The following is a 22,468-nucleotide window of genomic DNA, read 5'->3' as shown; positions in this document are numbered from 1 at the left end:
TCAAGCATTGGGAGATCCAAGCACCAGTAGGGGGCAGCGTTCCGCCAGGGGATAGGAGCCGCTCGGCACGACGCGTACGTCGCCGAACCAGGTGCTCGCCTCGTCGATCAGCATGGCCAGCGTCGCGAAGCTGTAGCTTATGTCTGAGCCGGCATAAACGTCGACTGTGTTGATCGACGTCATGCTCCATCCTGTTCGTGCGGCAAGAACTTCGCGGTCGGGGAACAGGCTGTCGAATGTGTCGCGGATCGTTCGCACTTTGATTGTGAAATCGCCGTCGTCCGTCGTGCAGGCCATCGCGATGCGCCATTTGAGCGCGTGAAAATTCTCGACCCCGCCGGCCAGAACCAAAGCTTCGATGCTGTGCAGGTCATCCGCCGTTTCCGGCCGCGCAAAAACGCGGATCGCCGCACGCCTGCCGGGTTTCAGCACCCTTGCGATTTCGCCGAACAGTGCATGGCGTGCGGCCCTGGAATCGACCGCCGAGAGGCATCCGTCGCCGATGATTGCATCGAAACTTGCCCGCTCCAGGGGGAGGCTGAGCCAGTTTCCCGCCATCGCCCTGCGCGAAGCGTTGTCGCCGGCCCATACGCCGGAAATCATGGCTGCCGATTGATCGATCGCCAACATCGACCTGCCCAGGACTGCCAGTTCAGGCGTCACGCCGAGCAGAAGGACATCGGCATTTCCGAGATCAAGTTCGCGATCGAATATGCTGACCGTTTCCGCGGTCGGCCGCAGCGGGGCGTCCAAAAGCTTCCAGTGCCGATGATAGTTATCCCAATGATTTGTCATTCAAACCCGTTGCAGCCCAGGAAAGTCTGGCATCGATCGATTAGAGCCGCTTAATAGAAGCGGGCATTGAAGCCAAGGGGAAAGCCGTGTCGCGCATAGTCGTCATAACGCATGAGCATGACCGGTTCCTGGGCAAGCGCAACCTTCTGTTGCGCAGGGGCAGCCCCTATCTGCTTTTCGATGTTCTGGAGGACCTGAAAAGGCGTGGCCATTCGGTCCGGATTCAACAGGGTCCGGCAAAGACACAAGATGCCGATATCGCGGTTCTGCATGTCGATGCGACAGTAACGCCCGCGGACCATGTCGACTATGCCAAGCGTTTTCCGATCTGCCTCAATGTCGGGGCGTCCGACATCTCCAAACGGCGGATCAGCGGGGCCCTGCTATCGGAAGGCGATGCGTGGCAAGGCCCGGTCATCGTCAAAAGCAACCTCAACAATCTGGGCATTCCGGAGACGCTCCTCAACCGGCGATCGAAGCGCGCCGGCAGACCGCCGCCTTTTCCGCATCTGCCGACCCTGCGGCCCTATGAGGTCTATGGATCCCTTGGCGAGGTTCCGGATGGCGTCTTCGAGAATGATGATCTGGTCGTGGAAAAATTCATTCCGGAAAGAGAACCCGACGGTTTTGCCGCGCGCTTCTGGGTGTTTTGCGGAGAGCGCGAGCGTTGCACCCGCTACGTCTCGCCGAACAGCCTGGTCAAGGCGTCGGAAACGATCCGGCGTGAGACCGTCCCGGTTCCCGACGAAATGCGCCAGCGGCGGCGTGAACTCGGCTTCGACTATGGGAAATTCGATTTCGTCATGCATGAGGGCAGGGCCATCCTGCTCGATGCCAACAAGACTCCCGGCCGTCCCCAGAACCTGGTGAAAATGTTCGCGGCCGGCGCTGCCGAACTGGCTGACGGCTTCGAAGGCCTCATCCGCCAGGCGAGATAGGTCGCAAGGGACCGATCGTCATTGCGCCGGCCTAAAGAAACAGCCGCAACTGGGTGTGGATGATCGACCGGTAATCCTCGATGGTCCGGCGGCTTTCCGCCTCGCCCTCCGCAAGCGCCAGCCGCACCACGCCACCGGCGAGCTGGAAGATCAAGAGAACCATGCGTTCGAACTGCTCGTGCTTGCCCGGCTCGAGCAAGGCGATGACATGATCACAGAACATCCTGGCCTGATGGCGGGTTTCGGCGATGTCGAGATTCTTGAGCGCCTTGTCGGCCTGGATGGCGTTCTGCAGATCCTGGATGGCCGGATCGCCGGCAACACGGCTGAGGTAGTCGTCAAGCAGCCGGTCGGCCGCAACGATGACGTCCTTGGCTTCGCGGACATCGGCGATGATCGCAGTCAATCGCGCGCGGCTGACCTCCGAGAACCGCTCGTAGAGCATTGCCAGGATCGCCGATTTGTTGGGGAAGTAGTGGTAGACGGTGGCGATCGGCCCGCCTGCCAACATGCCGACCTCCTTCATGGTGACGGCATCGATGCCCTTCTCGCCGATCAGCCGCATGGTCGTCGCCAGGATGGCTTCGATGCGCTCACGGCTGCGCTCCTGCTTGGGCTTGCGCCTCGGTTCGGTCGCTGTTCGCCTTGCTTCCGTCATGCACCGGTCTTTCGCACGAACTGCCAAATTCTGGTTGACAAAAAATATGATCAAGTATCAGTTTCTGAAATGCTGACAGAGTGTCAGTTTTTTTGCCGTGCGGCAAGGACGTTGGGAGGCGCCTTTGACTTCGACAAGCACCGGTCATGTGGGCGACGGCGACTGGCTGGTCGGCAATCCGACCGGTGGACAGCTTGCCTCGGCCCTGTGGATCGGCTCGGTCGGCCTGCTCATTCTGGGTCTCCAGCCCGTCCTGCTCGGCGCTCTCTACACCGAGGGCCATGTCAGCGGCGATGAGCTGGCGCTGGTCGCCACCGCCGAGATGATCGCCATCGCGCTCGGTTCAGCTGTTGTGGCGATGTTGCTGTCGGCCCGCAACATGCGCTGGAAAAGTGCAATCCTCCTCGTCCTGCTGGCGCTGGCGAATGTCTGGACGGCCTATGCCGCTGGCGCCAATACGCTGATGGCTGCACGCGCTTTGGCCGGCCTTGCCGAAGGCGGCCTTGTGGCGGTCGCCACCGAATTGATTGCGCGATCGCGGCGGGCCGAACGAATCGGCGGCTATTTCGTCACCATGCAGACGCTGGCGCAGTGCGCGCTTGCCCTGCTGCTGGCGCTCTATGTCATCCCGGCCGCCGGATCGGCTGGCGGCTTTCTCATTCTCGCGGTCGTCTGCGTCCTGTCGCTCGTGATCGCTTTCATCGTCCCCGCTGACTACGCCGATCTGCCGAAGGACGAGAACCAGGCCAATGTGCTGACGGTTCCTTCGATGACCGCACTGTTGTGCGTCTTCTGCTACTTCATGTTCTTCGGCTCCGTCTGGGCCTTTCTTGAGCCGCTTGGCGCGCAGTTCGGCATCGATGGCCGCACGGTCGGCCTGATCGTCTCGGCCAGCCTCGCGGTGCAGGTTCTGGGCGCGATGACGGCGACCGTGTTCGAGGCGCGTATCGATTATCGCATTGCCATCGTGGTGATCGGTGTGGTGGCGCTTTTGTGTTCGCTGGTTCTCGCCAGTGGACCTGGCCTTACGACATTCTGGGTCGCCGCCCTGGTCATGGGTTTCATCCTCCTGTTCATCGTGCCCTACCAGATCCGGCTGGCGATCACGGCCGATGACACCCGCACCGCCGTGCTGCTGGTGCCGGCCGCGCAGCTCTTCGGCCTGGCGATCGGGCCGGTCGCGGCGTCGCTGCTCATCGACGGCAAGGATTTTCGCCCGGTGCCGGAATTCGCCGCCGGCAGTGCCCTGGCCAGCGTGGCGCTGCTTGGCCTGTTTGTCTTCGTGGCGCGACGTCGCCGGGTTGTTGCGTGAGCGCCATGTCGAACATCTGGAGCAATTGGTCGGGCTTTGTCACTGCCGAACCGCGGCTGATCGCCAGTCCCGCCGATGCCGGCGAACTCGGCGGTCTCATTCGCACCGCGCCCGGCCCGATACGCGTCGTCGGCGCCGGTCATTCCTTCACACCGCTGGTGAAATCCGAGGGCACGATCCTGTCTCTGGAAAAGCTGGAGGGGCTGGTTTCGCATGACGCTGAAAAGCATCAGGCGCGCGTACGGGCAGGGACGCGGCTCGGTTCGCTGATGCACATCCTGCAAGGCATCGGCCAAGGCCTGCCCAACATGGGCGACATCGACCGCCAGGCGATTGGCGGTGCGCTGGGAACCGCTACCCATGGCTCGGGACCGACGCTCGGCGCTTATCACACGCAATTGGAGACCGTGCAGATCGTCGATGGTCTTGGCAAGGTTCGCGACTTCACCAGGGCAGGGGACCAGGACACGATCCACGCCATTGGCGTCGCGCTCGGTGCCTTCGGCGTCTTGAGCGAAGTGACGCTGAACAACATTGCGACCTACCGGCTGCGCCGCCGCAAATGGGTGTTGCCGATCGCCGACATGCTGCGCGACTTCGAAAAGATGATGACCGCGCATCGCTCGGCCGAATTCTACTACATTCCGTTCTCCGGCTATGCGCAGTTCATCGCCAGCGATTTCAGCACCGAGGCGACCACCGCGCGCCCGACCGAGGATGACGAGGGCTCCTTGCGCACACTGCGCCGGCTGCGCACCGGGCTTGCCTGGCTGCCGTCGCTGCGCCGCCGGCTGATCCTCGGCGCGGTCGCGAAAGTGCCGTCCGAGGATTATGTGCAGGACTGGCTCAACGTCTATGCCAGCGACCGCCAGACCAAATTCAACGAGATGGAATATCACCTTCCGTTCGAGGAAGGGCCGAAGGCGCTGGCCGAAATCATCGAGCTGACCGAAAAGCACTTTCCGGAAGTCTATTTCCCGATGGAGGTGCGCAGCGTCGCGGCCGATCAGTTCTGGCTCTCGCCCTTCTACAACAGGCCGACTTGCTCAATCGCCATCCACCATGATGCCGCGAACGATCCCTTACCCTTTATGCGAGCGGCCGAGCCGATCTTCCGCAGATATGGCGGCCGGCCGCATTGGGGCAAGATGCACAGCCTGAAAGCGGCGGACTTCAAGAAGCTCTACCCGCGCTGGGACGATGCCATGGCGGTGCGCCGCGACATCGATCCGCAAAACCGCTTCGTCTCGCCCTATATGGCCGGCCTGTTCGGCATCGAGCCATGAGCGCCTATTTTGCCACGCTTTCTCAGGCGCTAAAACAAGCCGGCATCTTCCAACCTTGCCTGCTGCTCGACCTCGACCGGCTGGATGGCAATATTGCCTTGGTCAAAGCGAGGCTTGATCCGGGCCTTGCCGTGCGGTTGGTCGACAAGTCGCTCGCTTGCCTGCCGCTGCTTTCGCATATCGGCAAGGCGCTTGGAACCGATCGCTTCATGACCTTCCATCCGCCGATCAGCGCGGCGGTGCTGAAAGCGTTTCCGGACGCGGATCTCCTGTATGGCAAACCAATGCCGGTCAGCGCGGCAAGGGCGGTGCTGGCGAAGGGTGACGCCGATTGGTCGCGTGTCTGCTGGCTGATCGACAGTGAGGAAAGACTGGCGGAGTATGGCGCTCTCTCGATCGAACTCGATATCGACCTGCGCGTCGCCTTCGAGATCGACGTCGGGCTGCATCGTGGCGGCTTCGCCAGCCCGGAGACCTTGTCGAAAGCGTTAAGCACGCTGGCAGTCCACAAACGGCTGCATTGCGAAGGCGTCATGGCCTATGAGGCGCATGCGCCGCATATTCCCGGCCTGTTCGGCGGTTCGGCGAAAGCGTTGGCGCAGGCCTCGGAACGGGCCGCCGCTTTCGTCGCGCGCCTGAGTGCGGACCAGCGAGGCATTCTCAACATTGGCGGCAGCAAGACCGCGCTGCTCCATCACGGCGGCGCTGCCAATGAAGTGTCGATGGGGTCGGCCTTCGTGCTGCCCAGCGATTTCGACACGCCCGGCCTCGACGGTTTCCAGCCGGCGGCGTTCATCGCGACGCCGATCCTGAAGGTGGTCGAGCCTATGCTGCCTGGTCCGCCGGCCGTTTCCCGCCTGCTGCAGGCGCTCGGCCGGTTTCCACGCAAGGGCTGCTACCTCTATGGCGGCAAATGGATGGCAGAACCGATGTTTCCCGAAGGCATGAAGACGAACGGCCTGCTCGGCCTGTCTTCCAACCAGCAATTCATGGGCCTGCCTGCCGATGCCACTGCCAGGCCAGGCGATTACGCCTTCCTGCGACCGACGCAGAGCGAGGCCGTGCTGCAGCAATTCGGGCCGATCGCGGTGCTTTCCGGCGGCGAGATCGTTGATCGCTGGCCGGTTTTGCCGACGATGTGATCAACTCGGATAATTGACTTAGTCAAGTAAATGGTTGATCTTGTGCGGACCGGAGATGCCCCATGACGATTCACCATCAGCCTAACAACGATGCGCCCAACAAAGAGCTGATCGATGCGGTGCGGGCCTTCAACCGCTTCTACACCCGTCAGATCGGACTGCTTGACGAAGGGCTGCTGAAAAGCGCCTTCTCGCTGACCGAGGCGCGTGTGCTCTACGAACTGGCGCATCGCGACGGTCTGACCGCGACCGACCTCGGACGCGATCTCGGTCTCGATGCCGGCTATGTCAGCCGCTTGCTGAAGAAGTTCGAGGCCCTCGACCTCATCTCCAGGTCGACGCTGGTTTCGGACGCCAGGCAATCGTCGATTGCGCTGACGCCGGCAGGCAGGAATGCCTTCGCGCCGCTGAACAAGGATTCGCACGACCAGGTCGCGGCCTTGCTCGATCGGCTACCGGCGTCCGAGCAGGACCGGCTGGTGAAGTCCATGCGCACGGTCCAGGCGCTGCTCGGCGAAAGCGCCGAGCCAAAAATCCCTTATCTGTTGCGGCCGCTTGAGGTCGGCGACATCGGTTGGATCACCCGCCGGCAAGGGATGCTCTACGCGCAGGACTATGGCTGGGACGAAACCTATGAGGCGCTGGTCGCGGAAATCCTGGCGGCCTTCGTCAAATCCTTCGATCCGAAATGGGAACGCAGCTGGATCGCCGAGCGCGATGGCGAGGTCGTCGGCTCGGTCTTCGTTGTGCGCAAGTCGCCCGAGGTGGCGAAGCTGCGCCTGCTCTATGTCGAACCTTCGGCGCGCGGCCTTGGCATCGGCAAGCGGCTGGTCGAGGAATGCATCGGCTTTGCCCGTGCGAAAGGCTACAAGACGCTGACCTTGTGGACCAACGACATCCTGACCGCCGCCCGCCACATCTACCAGGTGGCCGGTTTCAAATTGATCGAGGAAGAGCCTCACCATTCCTTCGGCAAGGATCTGGTTGGCCAGACCTGGAATCTTGACCTCTAGATAGCCTTCCCCGGCATCCGTGCCATGATGCGCGGTTGTTGGCGGCCTGCGCCGATGCTATGGAACACGGGTCGAAAAGGACCCTGGAGCGGCAAACGGTAAGCCCGCTCCCTTCCACCAGCTGGAAGCTCCGTTCCCATCCCATATGGGAACCCACGGCAAGCCCACGGCGTGCTTTACGCCCGGCTTGGCGTTCGGGGTTTTCGCTGATCGGCGTTCCTTCGTTTGCCAAGCGCCAACGAAGGAGAAGAGAGAATGCCCATCATTCGCGCCGACACCGGCGTCATCACCCAGATCAATGTCTTCACCGTGCCCGAAGGCGGACAGCAGGCGTTGATCGACTTGCTGCGGGAGGCGGCAATGAGTTGCCGCGGCGTTCCCGGCTGGATGTCCGCCAGCCTGCACCGAAGTCTCGACGGCACGCGTGTCGTCAATTACGCCCAGGCGCAGGATCAGGCAGCCATGCGGCGGGTCTTCGAGCATCTGCGCAGCAACGGCTTTCTCGATCGCAACCAGGCCCTGGGCCAGGCCCATCCAGGCCTCTATGAGGTCGCATTCACCGTGGAGTAGACGGAGCGGCGGACCGTGCCTTGGCCACATGCCGGGGTACGATCTGCTCGGCACCTATGACTTGACCGGTATCCAGATTTCCAGCCCGCCATTGCCGCTACGCGGATCGAACTCCGGGCCATAACGTTCGAATTCGGGCGCGTCCGCTATTTCGTGCCCGGAGGCGGGCAGCCATTTGTTCCAGATCGTGTTGACGGTGCGGCGGATGGTCGAGATGTGTTCGCGGTGCGCGAACACCGCATATTTCTGTGCCGGTATGCGCACGCGGCTGAATTCCCTGGGAAGGTCGGAAAAGTCCGAGACCTCGACGCCGGCGATGTAGTCGAAATTGCCGGCGTCGTCGCCGTTGACGCAGACGCCATAGGCAACGTCGCCGGTCTCGCCCGGGATGTTGCCGATATAGGGGCCGAAGCGCTGCCACTGCATCGGAATGGCGGCGCTGGTCTCGCAGCTGTAGCGTTCGCCGAGCCCGGCGATCAGGAACGGCCGGCTGGTTTCGAAGCGTGGTGGTTCGAGGTTGGCAAGAAAGGACTGGTCCATCAGGATCGGCTCCACGAGGTCGAGGGTCTTGGTCGAACCCTGCGCGCGCACCAGCTCCGGCGTGGTGCCGAACTGGTCGCGGAAGGCCCGGGTGAAAGCCTCATGCGAATTGTAGCCGGCATCGAGCGCCACCGAGAGGATGTCGGGCGCCCCGCCGGCCAATTTGCGCGCCGCCTCGGTCAGCCGGCGCGCACGCATGTAGCCCATGACCGACCGGCCGGTGGCGGCACCGAAGGCGCGCGTCACATGAAAGCGCGACACGCCGCTGCTTAGGGCTACATCGTCGAGCGATATCGCTTCCGGCAGATGGCTCTCGACAAACCACAGCGCTTTCTCGGTCGGGTTCATGGCTCTCCTTCTCGCATCGGCCGGATCATATTGCCACCTCGCCACGCCGCCAGTTTGATCGAAATTGCGCAGCACCTAGATTTGGCCGGGAAAGCCATCGAAGCGATTGCGCAAACGTTTCGATGGCATTATGCTTCATCAAAATCCGCCAAAGCCAATGAGAGCGGACTGGAACGCATCATCAGGGAGGAGCGCTTGCCAGCACTCCGTTTGTGCCGCCATGCCGACAATGGCTGAGGTCGCGCGCCGCGCTGGCGTGTCGGTTTCGACCGTCTCGCATGTCATTAACCGCACCCGCTTTGTCTCGCCGGAGAAGGCGCGGCTCATCAATGATGCAATCGCCGCGATGGGCTATCAGCCCAACGAGCTGGCGCGGTCGCTGAAAGTGGCCTCGACCAACAGCGTCGGCCTGGCGATCTCGGCGATTTCCAACCCCTATTTCACCGACATAATCTGCGCAGTGGAGGCCGAATGCGCGCGCCTCGGCCTCATGGTGTTCCTGTCCGACACGCAGGAAGACCCTGACCGCGAGCTTTCGGTGGTGCGCGCCTTCCACCAGCGGCGGGTCGACGGCGTTATCCTGGCGCCGTCGGGCGCGCCGCAGCGGGCCATCGACTACCTGGCCGAGAAGAAGCTGCCTTGCGTGCTCATCGACCGTTTCGCCGACGAGCGCTTCGACCAGATCGGTGTCGAGAACCAGTCGTCGATGCGCGCACTCATCGACCACGTCGCCGCCTTCGGCCACAAACGCATCGGCTATATCGCCGGCCAGCCGGGCCTGGCGACGACGCGCGAACGCATCGAGGCCTTTCGCGCCTCGCTGGCCGCCAATGGACTTGAATGCCTGCCGCACTATGTTTCGCCGGATAATGTCGACACGGCGAGCGCGACGGCATCGACCCATGCGATCCTGTCCCTGCCGTCGCCGCCCACCGCACTGGTCACGGGCAACAACATGACGACGATCGGAGCGGTGCGGGCGATTCGAGAACGCGGCCTCTCAATACCGGGAGACCTCTCGCTCGCCGGCTTCGACGACTTCGAATGGGCTGATTGCTTCGAGCCGCGGCTGACGCTGGTCGCGCAGCCCTGCACCGAGATCGGACGGCAGGCGGCAGCCTTGCTGTGCGCCCGCATCGCATCGACCGGCCTGGAGCCGCAGGCAGTACGGCTGCAGGCGGCGCTGCAGGTCCGAGAGTCCTGCGCGAGGCCGGCCCCATGAGGTCAGCCCCCATGAGGTCAGCATGAGCGCGCCGCTGCTTTCCGTTACCGGTGCTGTCAAACGCTTCGGCGGCGTTCAGGCGCTGCGCGGTGTCGACTTCGGCCTGAAGGCCGGCGAGATCCATGCGCTGCTCGGCGAGAACGGCGCCGGCAAATCCACGCTGATGAACCTGTTGTCGGGTGTCTACACGCCCGATGAAGGTACCATCCACATCGACGGCAAGCCGGTCGCCTTCAACAATCCGCGCGAGGCGCAGGCGGCCGGTATCGCCACCATTTTCCAGGAGCTCGACCTCGTGCCGACGCTCGACGTGGCGGCCAACTTGTTCCTCGGCCGCGAATTGATGCGGCCTGGCGGCTTCCTCGACGTGCCGGCGATGCGTAGCGAGGCTCGTAGGCGGCTCGAAGCCATCGAGTTGGCCATCGACCCGGCCAGCATGGTGGCGAACCTGTCGATCGGCCAGCGCCAGGTCGTGGCGATTGTCAAGGCGCTGTCCTACGCCTCGCGCGTGCTCATCATGGACGAGCCGACGGCGGCGCTCACGGTGGGTGAGGTCGACCGGCTGTTCGACATCATGCGCAAGCTCGCCGCCAGCGGCGTCGGCATCGTCTACATCTCGCATCGCCTGGAAGAGGTGCCGCAGATCGCCGACCGGGTGACGGTCATGCGCGACGGCCGCGTCGCCGGCGTCACCGAGCCGCACGCCCCACAGGCCGAGCTGGTCCGGCTTTTGGTCGGGCGGCCGCTGGACGAGCTTTATCCCAAACGGTCAAGGGCGGCCGACAAGACGTTGCTCAGCCTGCGCGATGCGCGCTTCAGGCTCGCCCATGAAAGCGCTGGATGGCAGCCGCCGGCTGGCGTCTCCCTCGAGGTCAAGGCCGGCGAGATCGTCGGGTTGGCCGGGATCATGGGGGCAGGGCGTACCGAGCTGCTCAGTGCGCTCTATGGCACCGGTCTGTCCGGCCGTTGGGAAGGCGAGGTCGCCATCGACGGCCGGCCCGTAAAACTCGATTCCATCAAGGCCGCGCGCAACGCCGGCATTGCCTTCGTCACCGACGACCGGCGTGGCAGCGGGCTGATGCTGAGAATGGCGGTGGGCCTCAACCTGGTCATGTCGGTCATCCGCCGCATCTCACCCTTCGGCCTGATGTCGTCGCGCCGCCAGGCGGATGCGGTGAAGCAGTCCTTCGGCCAGTTCGACATCAGGCCGAAGAATCCCGACATCGCTGTCGGCGCCCTGTCCGGCGGCAACCAGCAGAAGGTGGTGCTGGCCAAGGAGATCCTCGGCAATCCCCGGCTGTTGCTGCTCGACGAGCCGACTCGCGGCGTCGACGTAGGTGCCAAGGGCGAAATCTACGCGCGGCTCAGGCAGTTGGCGGCGCAAGGGCTCGGCATCCTGGTCGCCTCCAGCGAGATGCCGGAGCTGATCGGTCTGTGCGACCGGATCGTGGTGCTGCGCGAAGGGCGCAACGTGGCGGAATTCATCGGCGGCGTCGACGAGCACACGGTGCTTGACGCGGCAAATGGCAGGGAGGCCTGATGTCTGAACAGAAGATCTCGGAGGCAAGCGGTCCGGTTGCTGCGGCACCGGTGCATCGCGATCCGCTCGCTTTGGTGGTGCGCTTCCAGAGCCTGATCGGCCTGGTCGTGGTGGCGATCGGCGGCATCATCTTCTCACCGCGCCGGCATGGCCAGATCCTGTTCCTCGACCCCGACAACATCGCCAACATCGTGCGCGCCGTGTCGGAGACCGGCATCATCGCCATCGGCATGACCTTCGTCATCATCACCGCCGGCATCGACCTGTCGGTTGGCGCGGTGCTCGGCCTGTCCAGCGTCGTCACGGCATCGATGATGATCTCGGGCGGTTTCGGGCTCATTCCCACCATCCTCGCGGTGCTCGTCATGGGCATCGTCTTTGGCGCGATCCAGGGCACCATCTCCACCCGGGTTCCGGCTGGAGCCGTTCATCGTCACGCTCGCCGGCCTGCAGGCGGCGCGCGGCCTGGCGCTGGTCGTGTCGGGCAACCAGTACATCAACATTTCCTATGGCGACGGGCCGGGCCTGGCACCGCCGGTGTTTGCGATCCTCGGCGAGCGGCTGTTCAACAACACCGTGCCGGTCGCCACCATCGTCTTCATCGTCTTTGCCGCGATCGCGACGATCGTGCTCAACACCACGCGCTTCGGCCGCTATGTCTTTGCCGTCGGCGGCAATGAGCGCGCGGCGCGTATTTCCGGCGTGCCCGTATCGATGGTGAAGATCTCGGTCTATGCCATCACCGGCTTTGCCGCCGCTCTTGCCGGCATCGTGCATGCCGGCCAGTTCAATTTCGGCAGCGCCAATGACGGCATGGGCTACGAACTCACCGCGATCGCCGCCGTGGTCATCGGTGGCACCAGCCTGTTCGGTGGCGCCGGCTCGATGGTGGGCACCGTCGCCGGCACCATCATGCTCGGCGCGCTCGCCAATATCCTGCAGCTCAACAACATCACGCCCGCCATGCAGTTGCTCGCGACCGCCGCGATCATCGTGCTGGCGGCAGTGCTTCAATCCCTCGTTCGCCGCCGCGAGGGTTTGGGTCGTTAGGAGGAAGACGGCACAAAAGTCGAAGTCAAACCAAGATCTGGCCCCCCGGCCCGACAAGGAGGAGAGTGAGTATGAAGACCATGAGAAAAGGAACGAGGCGCACGCTTCATGCCGTGCTTCTGGCAGGCGCCGGCCTATGCATCGCGGGAGCCGCCCAGGCTGCCGAACCGTTGGTCAAGGCCTGCGCCAAGGACGGCCAGTTCATCATCGGCTTTTCGCAGGCCAATAATGCCGAGCCCTATCGCCAGCACGTCAATGACGAGCTGACGGCGGCCGCCAAGGCGGTGCCGGGCTTTACGCTGCAGATCGCCGACGGCGCCGGGAACGTCAACACGCAGACCTCGCAGGTCGACAACTTCATCACCCAGAAAGTCGATCTGCTGCTGATCTCGCCCTTCGAGGCGGCACCGCTGACGCCGGCAGTGAAGCGCGCCATGGATGCCGGCATCCCTGTCATCGAACTCGACCGCAAGACGGTCGGCGATCCCGGCAAGGACTACACTGCCTTCATCGGCGGCGACAATTACAAGATCGCGCTCGAAGCCGGAAAATACACCGCCAAGACCTTGCTGCCGGACGGCGGCGAGGCGGCGGTGCTGGAAGGCTTGCCGAGCTCGACGCCGGCAGTGGAGCGGTTGAACGGCTTCAAGGACGGCGTCAAGGAGAATGCCAAGATCCAGGTCGTGGCCGAGCAGGCCGCCGACTGGGTGCCGGACAAAGCCCAGACCGCCTTCTCGGCCATGCTCCAGGCGCATCCCGATATCAAGGTGCTCTACGCCTCGAACGACATGATGGCGGCCGGCGCGTTGCTTGCCGCCAAGGGAGCTGGCAAGCAGGTCAAGATCATCGGCACCGACGGCCTGCCAGGCCCGGCCGGCGGCATCGAGGCCGTCGCCAAGGGCGACTGGGCGGCGACCTTCACCTATCCGACGGGTGCGAAGGAAGCGATCGAGATGTCGAAGAAGATACTGCTCGACTGCGCCACTTCGGTGGACGCGACGGTAACGGTGGAGACCACCGCGATCACGGCTGAGAATGCGAAGGCGCTGGCGGGGAAGTAAGCCCGTCTGCCTGTAGACCATCCGATCCAGGGCGGGTTCACGCGAACCCGCCCTGTCTACGTTCGCAACCTTCTCCGGCACTCGAAGGGTGGTGGCAAGGGATTGACAGCGGCAGAGGATATGTCTTTAACAGTTCTGTTATTACATAACAGACGGAGATGTTGTATGCGCCTTCTCTGACGAGGTCGCAGGCTGCTGGTGCCACGATGGTGACAGGCTCGGTCGAAAAGAATCGTTGCGATGCGTCCGGGGCAAAACTACGATTGCCCGGTGATGGTCCCCGCGCCGAAAGGCAAGGGGTGAAAAGGGAACACGGTGAGACCCTCAAAGGTCGAGACCGTGGCTGCCCCCGCAACTGTAAGCGGTGAGCAAGATCCGAAATGCCACTGGCCGGCAAGGCTGGGAAGGCAGGATTGCGCCGAGACCCGCGAGCCAGGAGACCTGCCATCACTGAGTTGACCGGACGGGGTGTGCCGGGAGGAAACGTGGACGTCGGTCTTGTCGGCCGGCTCGCCAACATCCTTCCGTCGCCAGTTTTGGAAAGTGACGGAAAGTTGGACGGCTCCATCGATCATCGCATCATCGTGTGCACGCTTTGCCGTGACGTCCCGACCGGCATCAGGTCGGGCGAAAGCCTGTGCGCCGATTTGCGCTCCCGGCTCTCGGCCCATCATGAACCCGCCGTGGCGCATGGCTTCACGATCGAAGGCGTCGAGTGCATGGCGGGCTGCGCGCGGCCGCTGACGGTGGCCTTCCAGGCGCCGGGCAAGGCTTCCTATCTTTTCGGCTCCATCGACGCCGAGGCCGACGCCGGTGATCTCGTGCGATTTGCAAGGCTATACGCCTCGCTCGCTGACGGCTGGTGCAATTCCGGACAACGTCCGCCGCGACTGGCGGGCAAGACGCTGGCCCGTATCCCCGGCCCGGCCAAGTTTGCGGGTGACAGCCGATGACAATGCCGCTTCTCGAAGCGCACGACCTCTGCGCGATGGCGAATGGCCGCGACCTGGTCCACGCCGTCAGCCTGTCGGTGGCATCAGGCGATCGCGTTGCCATTATCGGCCCCAATGGCGCCGGCAAGACCACGCTGCTGCGCATGCTGTCGGGCATGCTCAGGCCAACTGCGGGCGAGGTGAAGCTTGGCGGGCGCCACCTGGACAGGATCTCGACCGCCGAGCGCGCGCTTCACATCGCCGTCGTCGGCCAGACCGACCAGCCAGACCCGAGGCTGGCGGTGATCGACTATGTCGAACTCGGCCGCGTTCCGCATGCGGGCCTGAGGCGCAAGAGCGAGGAACGCCACATTGTCGTCGACGCGCTGGGCCGAACCGGCCTGTTGCCGCTGCTTGGCCGCAGCATCGGCTCGCTGTCGGGCGGCGAACGCCAGCGCGCCCAGCTTGCGCGCGCCATCGCACAGCAACCGAAAGTGCTGTTCCTCGACGAGCCGACCAACCATCTCGACCCGCGCGCCCGCGGCGAGCTTCTCGAACTCGTGGCCGGCTTCGGCATGACGGTGATCGCGGTGCTGCACGATCTGGCGTTGGTGGCACCCTTCGCCACCAGGGTCGCGGTGATGCACGAAGCGCGGCTGCATGCGCTGGCTGCACCGCGCGAAGCGCTGACCCAACAGCTGATCCGCGAGATTTTCGGCGTCGACGTGTTTCGCCTGCGCCATCCCACCGAGGACCGCGAACTCACGGTCTTCGATGTTCCGAACCGTGCCGCGCCGCTGTCCTGATCAAACCTATCCTTCATCCGATACTGTTCAATCAAGGAGCAAAATCCGTGAAACGTCTCGTCTTGTCGCTTGTCTTCTCGCTGCTGGCCTCGACGGCCTTCGCCTTCCCGGTCACCGTCGACAGCTGCGGCAAGCCTCTGACCTTCGACGCGCCGCCCAAGCGCGCCGTCATCCACGATCTCAACATGGCCGAGATGGCCTTCGCACTGAAGTTGCAGCCATCGATCGTCGGCCTACCGGCATCACCGGATGGTACAAGGTCGGCCCCGAATTCAAGGCCGAGCAGGGGTCCATCCCGGAACTGGCGCCAAAATACCCGACGCTCGAAAACCTGGTCGCCGTCGAGCCCGATTTCTTCTTCGCCGGCTGGTACTATGGCATGAAGCCGGGCGGCGACGTGACGCCCGACACGCTCGCCCCGCACGGCATCAAGACGCTGGTGCTGACCGAAAGCTGCGTCCATCTCGACAAGAACCGCCCCGCCGCCTCGATGGACCTGCTCTATGGCGACGTCGAAAAGCTCGGCAAGATCTTCGGCAAGGAGGCGGACGCGGAAAAGCCGTCTCCAGCTGGAAGGCGCAGTTGGCCGATATCACCGCCAAGGTCGGCAATGCCAAGGGGACGCGGGTGTTCCTCTATGACTCAGGCGAGGACAAGCCGTTCACCGCCGGAAAATTCGCTATTCCTAGCGCCATGATCACTGCCGCGGGCGGCGACAACATCATGGCCGACATGGACACCAGCTGGGGCAATACTGACTGGGAAACGGTGGCGTCGCGCAATCCGCAATTCCTTATCCTGCTCGATTACCAGGATGGCGGCGGCTACAAGAAACTGCTCGATTTCCTCAAAGCGCATCCGGCCATGAAAGAGACGGACGCGGTCAAGAACGAGCGCTTCGTGGCGCTCCGCTATGCTGAACTGACGCCCGGACCGGCAAACATCGAGGCGATCGCCAAGATCGCCAAGGCGATGCATCCGGAAGCGTTCTGATGCTTCTTGCCCCGGGGCATAAATCCGGCGCGCTTTCAGGGCACAAGGGATTTGCGCTGGCCATGGCAGCGGGCGCGGTGGCGGTCGTCGCCCTCGTGCTCATGTCGATCGCCTATGGATCGACACTGATCCCGCTGACCGACGTCATCGCCTCGCTCGGCCATGCCGTCGGGCTGAACGGGCACCAGGTGTCGGGCCCGGTCGGCAAGATCGTCGTCGATCTCAGGCTGCCGCGCACCATCCTGGCGGTCTGTGTCGGCGGCGGCCTCGGCATAACAGGCGCCTTGCTGCAGACGGTGACCCGTAACGATCTTGCCGATCCCTTCCTGTTCGGTCTGTCGGTGGGAGCCGCTGCCGGTGCGGTTTCCGTCATCACCGTGTTCGGCGACAGTTTTGGCATCTGGACCTTGCCGGTCGCCGCCTTCACCGGCGGTATACTGGCCGCCGGCATTGTCCTGCTGCTGGTCGCGCGGGTGCGGGGGCAGGGGCCGGAACGGCTGATCCTCGCCGGCCTTGCCGTCTCCTTCCTGTTCACCGCCCTGACCAACTATCTGGTCTTTGCCGGCGACCAGCGCGCCGCCCATTCGGTGCTGTTCTGGACGATGGGCGGGCTCGGTCTGGCGCGCTGGGACAATGTCTGGCTGGGCGCCTTGGGAGCCGGCGCTATTGCGGTTTACGGGCTGTGGAACCACCGCAGGCTGGATGCCTTCCTGGCCGGTGAAAGTGCCGCAGAAAGCCTTGGCGTGCCGGTGGCGCGGATGCGCAGGACGACGTTTCTCGTTGCCGCCTTTTCGACGGCAATTCTCGTCTCGGTCGCCGGTGTCATCGGCTTTGTCGGATTGATGATCCCGCATCTGTCGCGGCCGCTGGCCGGTCCCTTGCATCTGCGCCTGATCGCCAGCTGCGCGTTGTTCGGCGCGGTGCTGTTGCTGGCCAGCGACCTTCTGGCGCGAACCCTGCTGCCGCCGCAGGAACTGCCCATCGGCATCATCACCAGCTCGCTCGGTGCCTTCTTCGTCGTCACGCTGGTCGTGCGAAACCGGCTCTGAGCGCGCTAGGCCAGAGCTTGCCGGTTCAGACCGTCCAGAAATAGCGCACGATGTGAAAGAAGATCGGGGCGGCGAAGATCAGGCTGTCGGTACGGTCCATCATGCCGCCATGGCCTTCGATGAGATGGCCCCAGTCCTTGACGCCCTGGTCGCGCTTGATGGCCGAGGCGACCAACCCGCCTAGAAAACCCATCGAACAGGCGACGAAGGCGACACAAGCCGCCTGCAGCGGCGAGAACGGCGTCACGAACGACAGAAGCGCGCCGAGCAGGCTCGCCGACACCAGTCCGCCGATCAGGCCTTCCCAGGTTTTCGACGGCGATACGGTTGGCGAGAAACGGTGTTTTCCGAACAGCTTGCCGAAGATGTATTGCAGCACGTCGCTGCCTTGCACGACGATGATCAGGAAGGCGATCAGCAACAGGTTGCGGCCTTCGAAGCCCGGCACGTCGAGCGTCAGCAGCGCTGGAACATGGCTGACGCAATAGACCGAGATCATGACAGCCCATTGCTGCGCGGCGATCCGCTCGAGAAAGCGCTCGGTGTCGCCATGCAACGCGGTGATGGCCGGCATCAGCAGGAAGCAATAGACCGGAATGAAGATGACGAAGAGCCCGTACCAGGCGGTCCACACCAGCCAGTATTGAAACGGGATGATGATGCCGAACATGCCAAGCAGCACCCAATGGTCGCTGCGGCGCGTGTGCGTCAGCGTCACGAATTCGCGCAGCGACGCAAACGAGATCAGCGCGAACAGGATGGTCAGCCCGTAGCGGCCGAAAAGAAGGCGACCGTCATCAGCGCCACCATCACCCACCAGGCGTTGATGCGCTGGGTGAGATTGACCAGCGTCGAACTGAGCGGCTTCGGCGCGCGCGCCGACAGTATGGCGGCGACGATGCTGGCAGTCGTCAGCACCACCAGCAGGCCGATGATCAGGATCGAGATGTCGTGGCGCATCAATCGTCTCGTTCGGGACGCGGGTTGAGCGCCAGAAGCGTGGCGTGGGCTCGGTCGAGAAAGGCGCGCCGCTCTTCGCCCGGCGCCACCGTCACCGGCGCGCCGAAGACGACGCGGCACAGAAGCGGCACCGGCAGGAACTGGCCCTTGGGCAGCACGCGCGACATGTTCTCGATCCAGCACGGGATCAGTTCGACCTCCGGCCGCGCCATCGACAAATTGTAGAGCCCGGAGCGGAAGGGCAGCAGCGGCTCCTCGGTCATGTTGCGGGTGCCTTCGGGAAACAGGATCAGCGAGTGGCCCTGGTCGAGGACGGACAGCATGATCTCGATCGGGTTTTCCTCGGGCTTCGTCCATTGCCGGTTGATGAGCACGGACGACAGCATGTCCTCGGCGATAAAGCGGCGCAGCCGCGACTTTCCCCAATACTCGCCGGCAGCCACGGCATGGGTGATCGCGCGCTCCTTTTCGCTGAGGCAGGCCGACAAGAGGATGAAGTCGCCATGGCTGGTGTGGTTGGCAAAATAGATGCGCTGCCGGTCCGACGGCTGGCTGCCGTTCCAGATCGGACGCACCCCGGTCACCACCCAGGCCAATGCCGAGAGGCCGACGGAGGTTACCGTCTGCAGCAGGGTCTTCAGCGCAAGCCTGCTCATCGCGGCGCCCAAAATCCGGCTGCGAAAAGCATCACCACGAACAGGCCAAAGGCTACGCGTTGCCTGGTCAGCAAACGGCGGGTACCGGCCATGCGCTCGTCCAGCGAACGTGTGGAGGACGGCAGCGGTTTCAGGCGCATGCGCGCCAGCATGTCATCCACCGCGGCACCAGCGGAAGCCTCGTCGTCATGGCTGGCCATCAGCCGGAACAGCAGCGCATCGAATGCCAGCAAAGCCGACAGCGCCAGCACGGCGACCGCGCTCACGGCAGTGAGCGACAGCGCGAGGGCCGCGGGCAAGGTCTCGAAGGCGCCGCGCGCCGAGGCGGCCAAGGGCGCCAGCACGTTCGCGGCCACGACAACCGCCGCCGGCCACGCGGCCTGCCGCATCAGCATGCGAGCGAAGCGATCGGTGCTTTCCTGATAGGCATTGCCGGTCATGATGCCGCCCGCTCGGTGGTCTCGACCAGATGAACCGGCCGGCCGGCGGCCTTAAGCATCTCGCGGGCCAGGGCCGGTGTCCTGGCCCTGCCGGTCGCCACCAGCCATTCGGCGACAACGCAGGCGCTGCGCTGGAAACCGAGCGCGCAGCAGACCAGCACCGTGCCGTCGCGGCGCGCTTTCTCCAGCGCGCCGGCCACCTGTTGCTGCGTCATTACGGGCGGCGGCAACAGGTCGACCATCGGAAAGCTGATCCAGCGGCACGTCGCTCCCGCCGGCCTTTCAAGTTCAGCGGCGAGGTCGATGACCGTGCCGAAGCCGTTGGCCTCGCTTGCACTGGGAAAGCGCCCGAGAAAGGCGCCGTCGGCCACCGCGACCTGCGGAACAAGATCACGCGTCCAGGCCCATATGTTTGCCCTGGCGCCGAGACGGTAAGGCAAGAGCAGGATGCGGCTTGCGAGCGTGATGCTGCCATCCACGGATTTCTGGAACACTTTTGCGCCGGCTCCGGCATAGGCGAAGGCAACCATGGCCAGCGCCAGGGCCGGCCAGAGGAAGATGAGCGCGACGGCTGAAAAGAGCGCGCCAAGTGCGGCGCCCGCCAGCGCAAGGAAGGCGCCCAGTCCATAGAACAGCGCCAGCCGGCGGGCTTTCGCGTCGCTGGTCAGCCGGAAGCCCGAAAACGGCAATTCGCCGCCGCGCGGAAACAGCCAGAGCGCGAAAAAGCCGAGCAGCGCTCCGGTCGGGATATCGATGAAATGATGCTGCCAGGTCGTCAGCACCGAAGCGCCGATCAGGAAGCACCAGCCATGCCAGAGCGGCAGCAGAAAGCCACCGAGCCGGTGGCGCCAATGGTCCCAGATGATCACCAGCAGGGCGATGTGCAGCGAGGGTGCCTGGTTGAATGGCTTGTCGAAACCGCCAAGCACGGCAAACATGAAGCCCGGCAGGCCGGTCGTTTGCGGCCGCACGAATGTCGCGGTCAGCGGGAACAGGATGAAGCAAGTGACGGCGACGATCTGCGCGGTGAGATAGCGGCCGGCCAGGCGGTCGACCCCTTGCCGGTTGTCGTTGAGCAGCAGCGACAGGCCGTAGAACAGATTGATCGACCAGTAGGGCACGATGGTCCAGGCGACGAACGGGATGCTGTGCTCCCAGGCGAACACGATGCTGCCGACATCGTCGCGCCGCGACGCCAGCCAGTTGGCGAAGCCATAGGTCAGGTAGAAGAACGGCGCCAGGAACGCCAGCCACAAAGCCGCCCTGACGACCACCCGGCTGTAGGGTTCGGCGGCGACGATGGCTGCAGATTGCGAAGCGTCGGGGTCAGTCGGCATGCCTGGGTTGGTCCTACAGGCGCCGTGCGACCGAGACGGTGAAGATGCCCCACTGGTCGATGCGCTGGTCGAGTTTCTCGAAACCGGCGGCTTCGACGAGCTGGTCCATTTCACCTTGCGTGCGCCGCCGCATGACCCAGGCCTGGCCGCCGCGATGCGAGGTCAGGCTGCGTGCTATCATCTCGAGCTGCGGATGCCAGGGCTGGTTGGTGTAAAGGAGCAGGCTGCCCGGCTGCATGGCGCGGGCCAGTCCGCCAAGCGAGCGGGCGATCATCGCATTGTCGGAGAACAGTTCGTAGAGGCCGGAGACAATGGCGAGGTCCGGCGCCGGATCGATCGCCGCGAGCATGTCGGCATCGAAAGCGTCGGCGCGCCGGAACGAGACGCTGGCCGACAATTGCCGCTCGGCGATCAGCTTGCGGCCAAGCTCGACATTGAGGTCGGAATAATCCTGCAGGCGCACGCTTGCCGGCTGGTCGGGGCTCTTCACGATCGCATCGAGAACATAGCGGCCGTGGCCGGCGGCGATGTCGAGAATATGCGCCGGCCGGCCGGCGGCCTTGAGTGTCGCCAGCGCGGCGCCGATCAGTTCTTCCAGATGCAGCTTGCGCTGGCGGATGCCGCGCCAGCCGATGGCCTCCAGGAAGATGCGGTCGACGAAGCGGCCAAGCGGCGGCAGCCCGCGCGCCTCGTTCTCGTAGACATAGTCCAGCGTCGAGCCGGAATCGAAGCCGGTGGTGACACCGGCCTTCATGCCCGACGAGACCCAGGCGCCCATGCGGATGGAGGCGCGGCTGAAGGCCCAATAGAGGCCCTTGGGCGACAACAGATCGAGCGGCGAGGCAAGCCGGTCTGCCTCGTCGCGCGTATAGCCGGCAATATCCGCCTGCTTCAGGTCGACCGGTGCGTCAGGCGCCGTGAACTGCCTGGCCAGGAACGGCCGGATCAGGTCAAGGGCCTGCGCCCGGTCGCGCTCGCCCAGCGTGTCGTGGAAGAAACCCGGCAACACATGGCGTTCCTTGGTCCGGCTGCCGAGATTGACGAAGAATTCGTGCTGCGGGCCGTGGCGCACCACCCAGTCGCTTCCCGAAAGCAGAAGCTGCGTCGGCACGGTGATGGCGCGGGCGTCGGCAACGATACGGGCGGCGTGCTGGTAGAGTTCGACCAGGATGTTGGAGGCGATCGGCCGCGTGATCAGCGGATCGCTCTCGAACGAGGCGATGCGCACGGGGTCATGGGTCAGGAATTTCGCCTTGACGTAGGAGTTGACGAAAAAACGGCCCTTGAGCCTTTGCCAGAGCGCGATGCCCTCCTTGGCGAAGGGCACGTAGAGCTTGACCGAAAAGGCCGGCGAGGCCAGCACCATGGCGCGCAGTTTCGGCGCATAATCGTGCACCCAGGCGGCGGCAAGCACGGCGCCGAAGGACTGCGCGATCAGCGCAATGTCCTGCATGGCGAAGCCGTCCCTGGCGGCGATCTCGCGCATGAAGCAGTCTATGTCGCGCACCAGCGCCGAGAAGGACGGAGCATAGCCGCGTTCGCCGGATGAACGGCCGTTGCCGCGGGCATCCCAGGCGTAGAAGGCGTGATCCGGCATCCGCAGTTCGTCGACGAGATGGGCCATGCGGCCGCCATGTTCATGGCCGCGATGGAAGAGCACCACCGCGCCGTTGGCATCGGCGGAGGCCGCCGGCCAGAACCGGTAGAAGATCTCGGTCCCGTCATGGCTGTGGAAGACACGCTCTTGTGCCTGCCGGCCAAGGTTTTCGGCAGCCGCTGCAATCGGTCCGTGCATCATGGTCTTTCCCTCTGGCGGCATG

General features: G+C 64.1%; 20 protein-coding genes, 3 pseudogenes and 1 riboswitch. Of the genes and pseudogenes, 15 read left to right on the top strand and 8 right to left on the bottom strand.

The window, feature by feature from the left end; translation table 11 throughout:
* Positions 1 to 795: a class I SAM-dependent methyltransferase gene (locus AC0V8S_RS27385; protein WP_475434544.1), complete on the bottom strand. Its 795-nt coding sequence runs from the start codon at positions 793 to 795 to the stop codon at positions 1 to 3.
* 86 nt (positions 796 to 881) lie between these two features.
* On the opposite strand from AC0V8S_RS27385, the gene AC0V8S_RS27380 reads away from it, so the two are divergent.
* Positions 882 to 1,733, top strand: a complete 852-nt coding sequence (locus AC0V8S_RS27380) for a hypothetical protein (RefSeq protein ID WP_475434542.1) — start codon at positions 882 to 884, stop codon at positions 1,731 to 1,733.
* Positions 1,734 to 1,764: 31 nt separating this feature from the next.
* On the opposite strand, the gene AC0V8S_RS27375 is transcribed toward AC0V8S_RS27380, so the two are convergent.
* On the bottom strand, positions 1,765 to 2,391 hold the full coding sequence (locus AC0V8S_RS27375; protein WP_475434540.1) for a TetR/AcrR family transcriptional regulator: 627 nt from the start codon (positions 2,389 to 2,391) through the stop codon (positions 1,765 to 1,767).
* Positions 2,392 to 2,515: 124 nt separating this feature from the next.
* Between AC0V8S_RS27375 and AC0V8S_RS27370 the strand changes: the two genes are divergently transcribed.
* The 5 genes from AC0V8S_RS27370 to AC0V8S_RS27350 all read left to right on the top strand — a co-directional run bounded on the left by AC0V8S_RS27370 (position 2,516) and on the right by AC0V8S_RS27350 (position 7,714).
* Complete coding sequence (locus tag AC0V8S_RS27370) at positions 2,516 to 3,703, top strand: MFS transporter (RefSeq protein ID WP_475434538.1); 1,188 nt, start codon at positions 2,516 to 2,518, stop codon at positions 3,701 to 3,703.
* A 5-nt stretch (positions 3,704 to 3,708) separates the two neighbouring features.
* The gene (locus AC0V8S_RS27365; RefSeq protein ID WP_475434536.1) at positions 3,709 to 4,989 is read left to right on the top strand and encodes a D-arabinono-1,4-lactone oxidase; all 1,281 of its coding nucleotides are present in this window, start codon (positions 3,709 to 3,711) and stop codon (positions 4,987 to 4,989) included.
* Positions 4,986 to 6,131 (top strand): alanine racemase, encoded by a 1,146-nt coding sequence (locus AC0V8S_RS27360; RefSeq protein WP_475434535.1) that lies wholly within the window; start codon positions 4,986 to 4,988, stop codon positions 6,129 to 6,131. Before AC0V8S_RS27365 ends, AC0V8S_RS27360 begins: the two co-directional genes overlap by 4 nt.
* A gap of 62 nt (positions 6,132 to 6,193) precedes the next feature.
* On the top strand, positions 6,194 to 7,144 hold the full coding sequence (locus AC0V8S_RS27355) for a bifunctional helix-turn-helix transcriptional regulator/GNAT family N-acetyltransferase (RefSeq protein ID WP_475434533.1): 951 nt from the start codon (positions 6,194 to 6,196) through the stop codon (positions 7,142 to 7,144).
* Between the two features lie 255 nt (positions 7,145 to 7,399).
* Positions 7,400 to 7,714, top strand: coding sequence for an antibiotic biosynthesis monooxygenase family protein (locus AC0V8S_RS27350; RefSeq protein WP_475434532.1), 315 nt, complete (start codon positions 7,400 to 7,402; stop codon positions 7,712 to 7,714).
* Positions 7,715 to 7,768: 54 nt separating this feature from the next.
* Here the strand turns inward: AC0V8S_RS27350 and AC0V8S_RS27345 are convergent, their stop codons facing one another.
* On the bottom strand, positions 7,769 to 8,602 hold the full coding sequence (locus AC0V8S_RS27345; protein WP_475434530.1) for a GyrI-like domain-containing protein: 834 nt from the start codon (positions 8,600 to 8,602) through the stop codon (positions 7,769 to 7,771).
* Between the two features lie 54 nt (positions 8,603 to 8,656).
* On the opposite strand from AC0V8S_RS27345, the gene AC0V8S_RS27340 reads away from it, so the two are divergent.
* The 9 genes and pseudogenes from AC0V8S_RS27340 (at position 8,657) to AC0V8S_RS27300 (ending at position 17,255) form a co-directional block, all read left to right on the top strand.
* Positions 8,657 to 8,839, top strand: coding sequence for a hypothetical protein (locus tag AC0V8S_RS27340; RefSeq protein ID WP_179298087.1), 183 nt, complete (start codon positions 8,657 to 8,659; stop codon positions 8,837 to 8,839).
* Positions 8,832 to 9,824: a LacI family DNA-binding transcriptional regulator gene (locus tag AC0V8S_RS27335; RefSeq protein WP_244661624.1), complete on the top strand. Its 993-nt coding sequence runs from the start codon at positions 8,832 to 8,834 to the stop codon at positions 9,822 to 9,824. The genes AC0V8S_RS27340 and AC0V8S_RS27335 overlap by 8 nt, the downstream gene beginning before the upstream one ends.
* A gap of 22 nt (positions 9,825 to 9,846) precedes the next feature.
* Complete coding sequence (locus AC0V8S_RS27330) at positions 9,847 to 11,364, top strand: sugar ABC transporter ATP-binding protein (RefSeq protein ID WP_475434528.1); 1,518 nt, start codon at positions 9,847 to 9,849, stop codon at positions 11,362 to 11,364.
* Positions 11,364 to 12,414 (top strand): annotated as a pseudogene (locus AC0V8S_RS27325) (ABC transporter permease). The gene AC0V8S_RS27330 and the pseudogene AC0V8S_RS27325 overlap by 1 nt, the downstream one beginning before the upstream one ends.
* Positions 12,415 to 12,485: 71 nt before the next feature.
* Positions 12,486 to 13,475 carry a substrate-binding domain-containing protein gene (locus tag AC0V8S_RS27320; protein WP_475434527.1) on the top strand — a complete coding sequence of 330 codons (990 nt, stop codon included), beginning with the start codon at positions 12,486 to 12,488 and terminating at the stop codon, positions 13,473 to 13,475.
* 257 nt (positions 13,476 to 13,732) lie between these two features.
* Positions 13,733 to 13,938, top strand: a riboswitch (cobalamin riboswitch).
* 22 nt (positions 13,939 to 13,960) lie between these two features.
* Positions 13,961 to 14,428: a DUF1636 family protein gene (locus tag AC0V8S_RS27315; protein ID WP_475434525.1), complete on the top strand. Its 468-nt coding sequence runs from the start codon at positions 13,961 to 13,963 to the stop codon at positions 14,426 to 14,428.
* Positions 14,425 to 15,213, top strand: coding sequence for an ABC transporter ATP-binding protein (locus AC0V8S_RS27310; RefSeq protein ID WP_475434523.1), 789 nt, complete (start codon positions 14,425 to 14,427; stop codon positions 15,211 to 15,213). The genes AC0V8S_RS27315 and AC0V8S_RS27310 overlap by 4 nt, the downstream gene beginning before the upstream one ends.
* A 47-nt stretch (positions 15,214 to 15,260) precedes the next feature.
* Positions 15,261 to 16,206, top strand: a pseudogene (locus tag AC0V8S_RS27305) (ABC transporter substrate-binding protein).
* Entirely contained in the window at positions 16,206 to 17,255 is a 1,050-nt protein-coding gene (locus tag AC0V8S_RS27300; RefSeq protein WP_475434521.1) for a FecCD family ABC transporter permease, read from the top strand. Before AC0V8S_RS27305 ends, AC0V8S_RS27300 begins: the two are co-directional and overlap by 1 nt.
* Positions 17,256 to 17,280: 25 nt before the next feature.
* On the opposite strand, the pseudogene AC0V8S_RS27295 reads toward AC0V8S_RS27300, so the two are convergent.
* The 5 genes and pseudogenes from AC0V8S_RS27295 to AC0V8S_RS27275 all read right to left on the bottom strand — a co-directional run bounded on the left by AC0V8S_RS27295 (position 17,281) and on the right by AC0V8S_RS27275 (position 22,446).
* Positions 17,281 to 18,215: pseudogene (locus AC0V8S_RS27295) on the bottom strand (phosphatidate cytidylyltransferase).
* Positions 18,215 to 18,871 carry a lysophospholipid acyltransferase family protein gene (locus tag AC0V8S_RS27290; protein ID WP_475434519.1) on the bottom strand — a complete coding sequence of 219 codons (657 nt, stop codon included), beginning with the start codon at positions 18,869 to 18,871 and terminating at the stop codon, positions 18,215 to 18,217. The pseudogene AC0V8S_RS27295 and the gene AC0V8S_RS27290 overlap by 1 nt, the downstream one beginning before the upstream one ends.
* Entirely contained in the window at positions 18,868 to 19,311 is a 444-nt protein-coding gene (locus AC0V8S_RS27285) for a hypothetical protein (protein WP_475434517.1), read from the bottom strand. The genes AC0V8S_RS27290 and AC0V8S_RS27285 overlap by 4 nt, the downstream gene beginning before the upstream one ends.
* Positions 19,308 to 20,648, bottom strand: coding sequence for a phosphatase PAP2/dual specificity phosphatase family protein (locus tag AC0V8S_RS27280; RefSeq protein ID WP_475434515.1), 1,341 nt, complete (start codon positions 20,646 to 20,648; stop codon positions 19,308 to 19,310). The genes AC0V8S_RS27285 and AC0V8S_RS27280 overlap by 4 nt, the downstream gene beginning before the upstream one ends.
* Before the next feature lie 13 nt (positions 20,649 to 20,661).
* Positions 20,662 to 22,446, bottom strand: coding sequence for a bifunctional alpha/beta hydrolase/class I SAM-dependent methyltransferase (locus AC0V8S_RS27275; RefSeq protein ID WP_475434513.1), 1,785 nt, complete (start codon positions 22,444 to 22,446; stop codon positions 20,662 to 20,664).
* Between the last annotated feature and the right edge of the window lie 22 nt (positions 22,447 to 22,468).

The organism is Mesorhizobium oxytropidicola, from assembly GCF_056174625.1.
Note: the sequence above shows the minus strand (reverse complement) of the source record. Positions and strands in the feature narration are given on the sequence as shown.

What these genes read in the sequence shown, in the direction of transcription:
- AC0V8S_RS27360 (WP_475434535.1), top strand. Translation starts at nt 4,986, where the DNA reads ATGAGCGCCTATTTTGCCACGCTTTCTCAGGCGCTAAAACAAGCCGGC.
- AC0V8S_RS27300 (WP_475434521.1), top strand. Translation starts at nt 16,206, where the DNA reads ATGCTTCTTGCCCCGGGGCATAAATCCGGCGCGCTTTCAGGGCACAAG.
- AC0V8S_RS27345 (WP_475434530.1), bottom strand. Translation starts at nt 8,602, where the DNA reads ATGAACCCGACCGAGAAAGCGCTGTGGTTTGTCGAGAGCCATCTGCCG.
- AC0V8S_RS27330 (WP_475434528.1), top strand. Translation starts at nt 9,847, where the DNA reads ATGAGCGCGCCGCTGCTTTCCGTTACCGGTGCTGTCAAACGCTTCGGC.
- AC0V8S_RS27320 (WP_475434527.1), top strand. Translation starts at nt 12,486, where the DNA reads ATGAAGACCATGAGAAAAGGAACGAGGCGCACGCTTCATGCCGTGCTT.
- AC0V8S_RS27355 (WP_475434533.1), top strand. Translation starts at nt 6,194, where the DNA reads ATGACGATTCACCATCAGCCTAACAACGATGCGCCCAACAAAGAGCTG.
- AC0V8S_RS27365 (WP_475434536.1), top strand. Translation starts at nt 3,709, where the DNA reads ATGTCGAACATCTGGAGCAATTGGTCGGGCTTTGTCACTGCCGAACCG.
- AC0V8S_RS27275 (WP_475434513.1), bottom strand. Translation starts at nt 22,446, where the DNA reads ATGATGCACGGACCGATTGCAGCGGCTGCCGAAAACCTTGGCCGGCAG.
- AC0V8S_RS27280 (WP_475434515.1), bottom strand. Translation starts at nt 20,648, where the DNA reads ATGCCGACTGACCCCGACGCTTCGCAATCTGCAGCCATCGTCGCCGCC.
- AC0V8S_RS27385 (WP_475434544.1), bottom strand. Translation starts at nt 795, where the DNA reads ATGACAAATCATTGGGATAACTATCATCGGCACTGGAAGCTTTTGGAC.
- AC0V8S_RS27285 (WP_475434517.1), bottom strand. Translation starts at nt 19,311, where the DNA reads ATGACCGGCAATGCCTATCAGGAAAGCACCGATCGCTTCGCTCGCATG.
- AC0V8S_RS27290 (WP_475434519.1), bottom strand. Translation starts at nt 18,871, where the DNA reads ATGAGCAGGCTTGCGCTGAAGACCCTGCTGCAGACGGTAACCTCCGTC.
- AC0V8S_RS27335 (WP_244661624.1), top strand. Translation starts at nt 8,832, where the DNA reads ATGGCTGAGGTCGCGCGCCGCGCTGGCGTGTCGGTTTCGACCGTCTCG.
- AC0V8S_RS27350 (WP_475434532.1), top strand. Translation starts at nt 7,400, where the DNA reads ATGCCCATCATTCGCGCCGACACCGGCGTCATCACCCAGATCAATGTC.
- AC0V8S_RS27310 (WP_475434523.1), top strand. Translation starts at nt 14,425, where the DNA reads ATGACAATGCCGCTTCTCGAAGCGCACGACCTCTGCGCGATGGCGAAT.
- AC0V8S_RS27375 (WP_475434540.1), bottom strand. Translation starts at nt 2,391, where the DNA reads ATGACGGAAGCAAGGCGAACAGCGACCGAACCGAGGCGCAAGCCCAAG.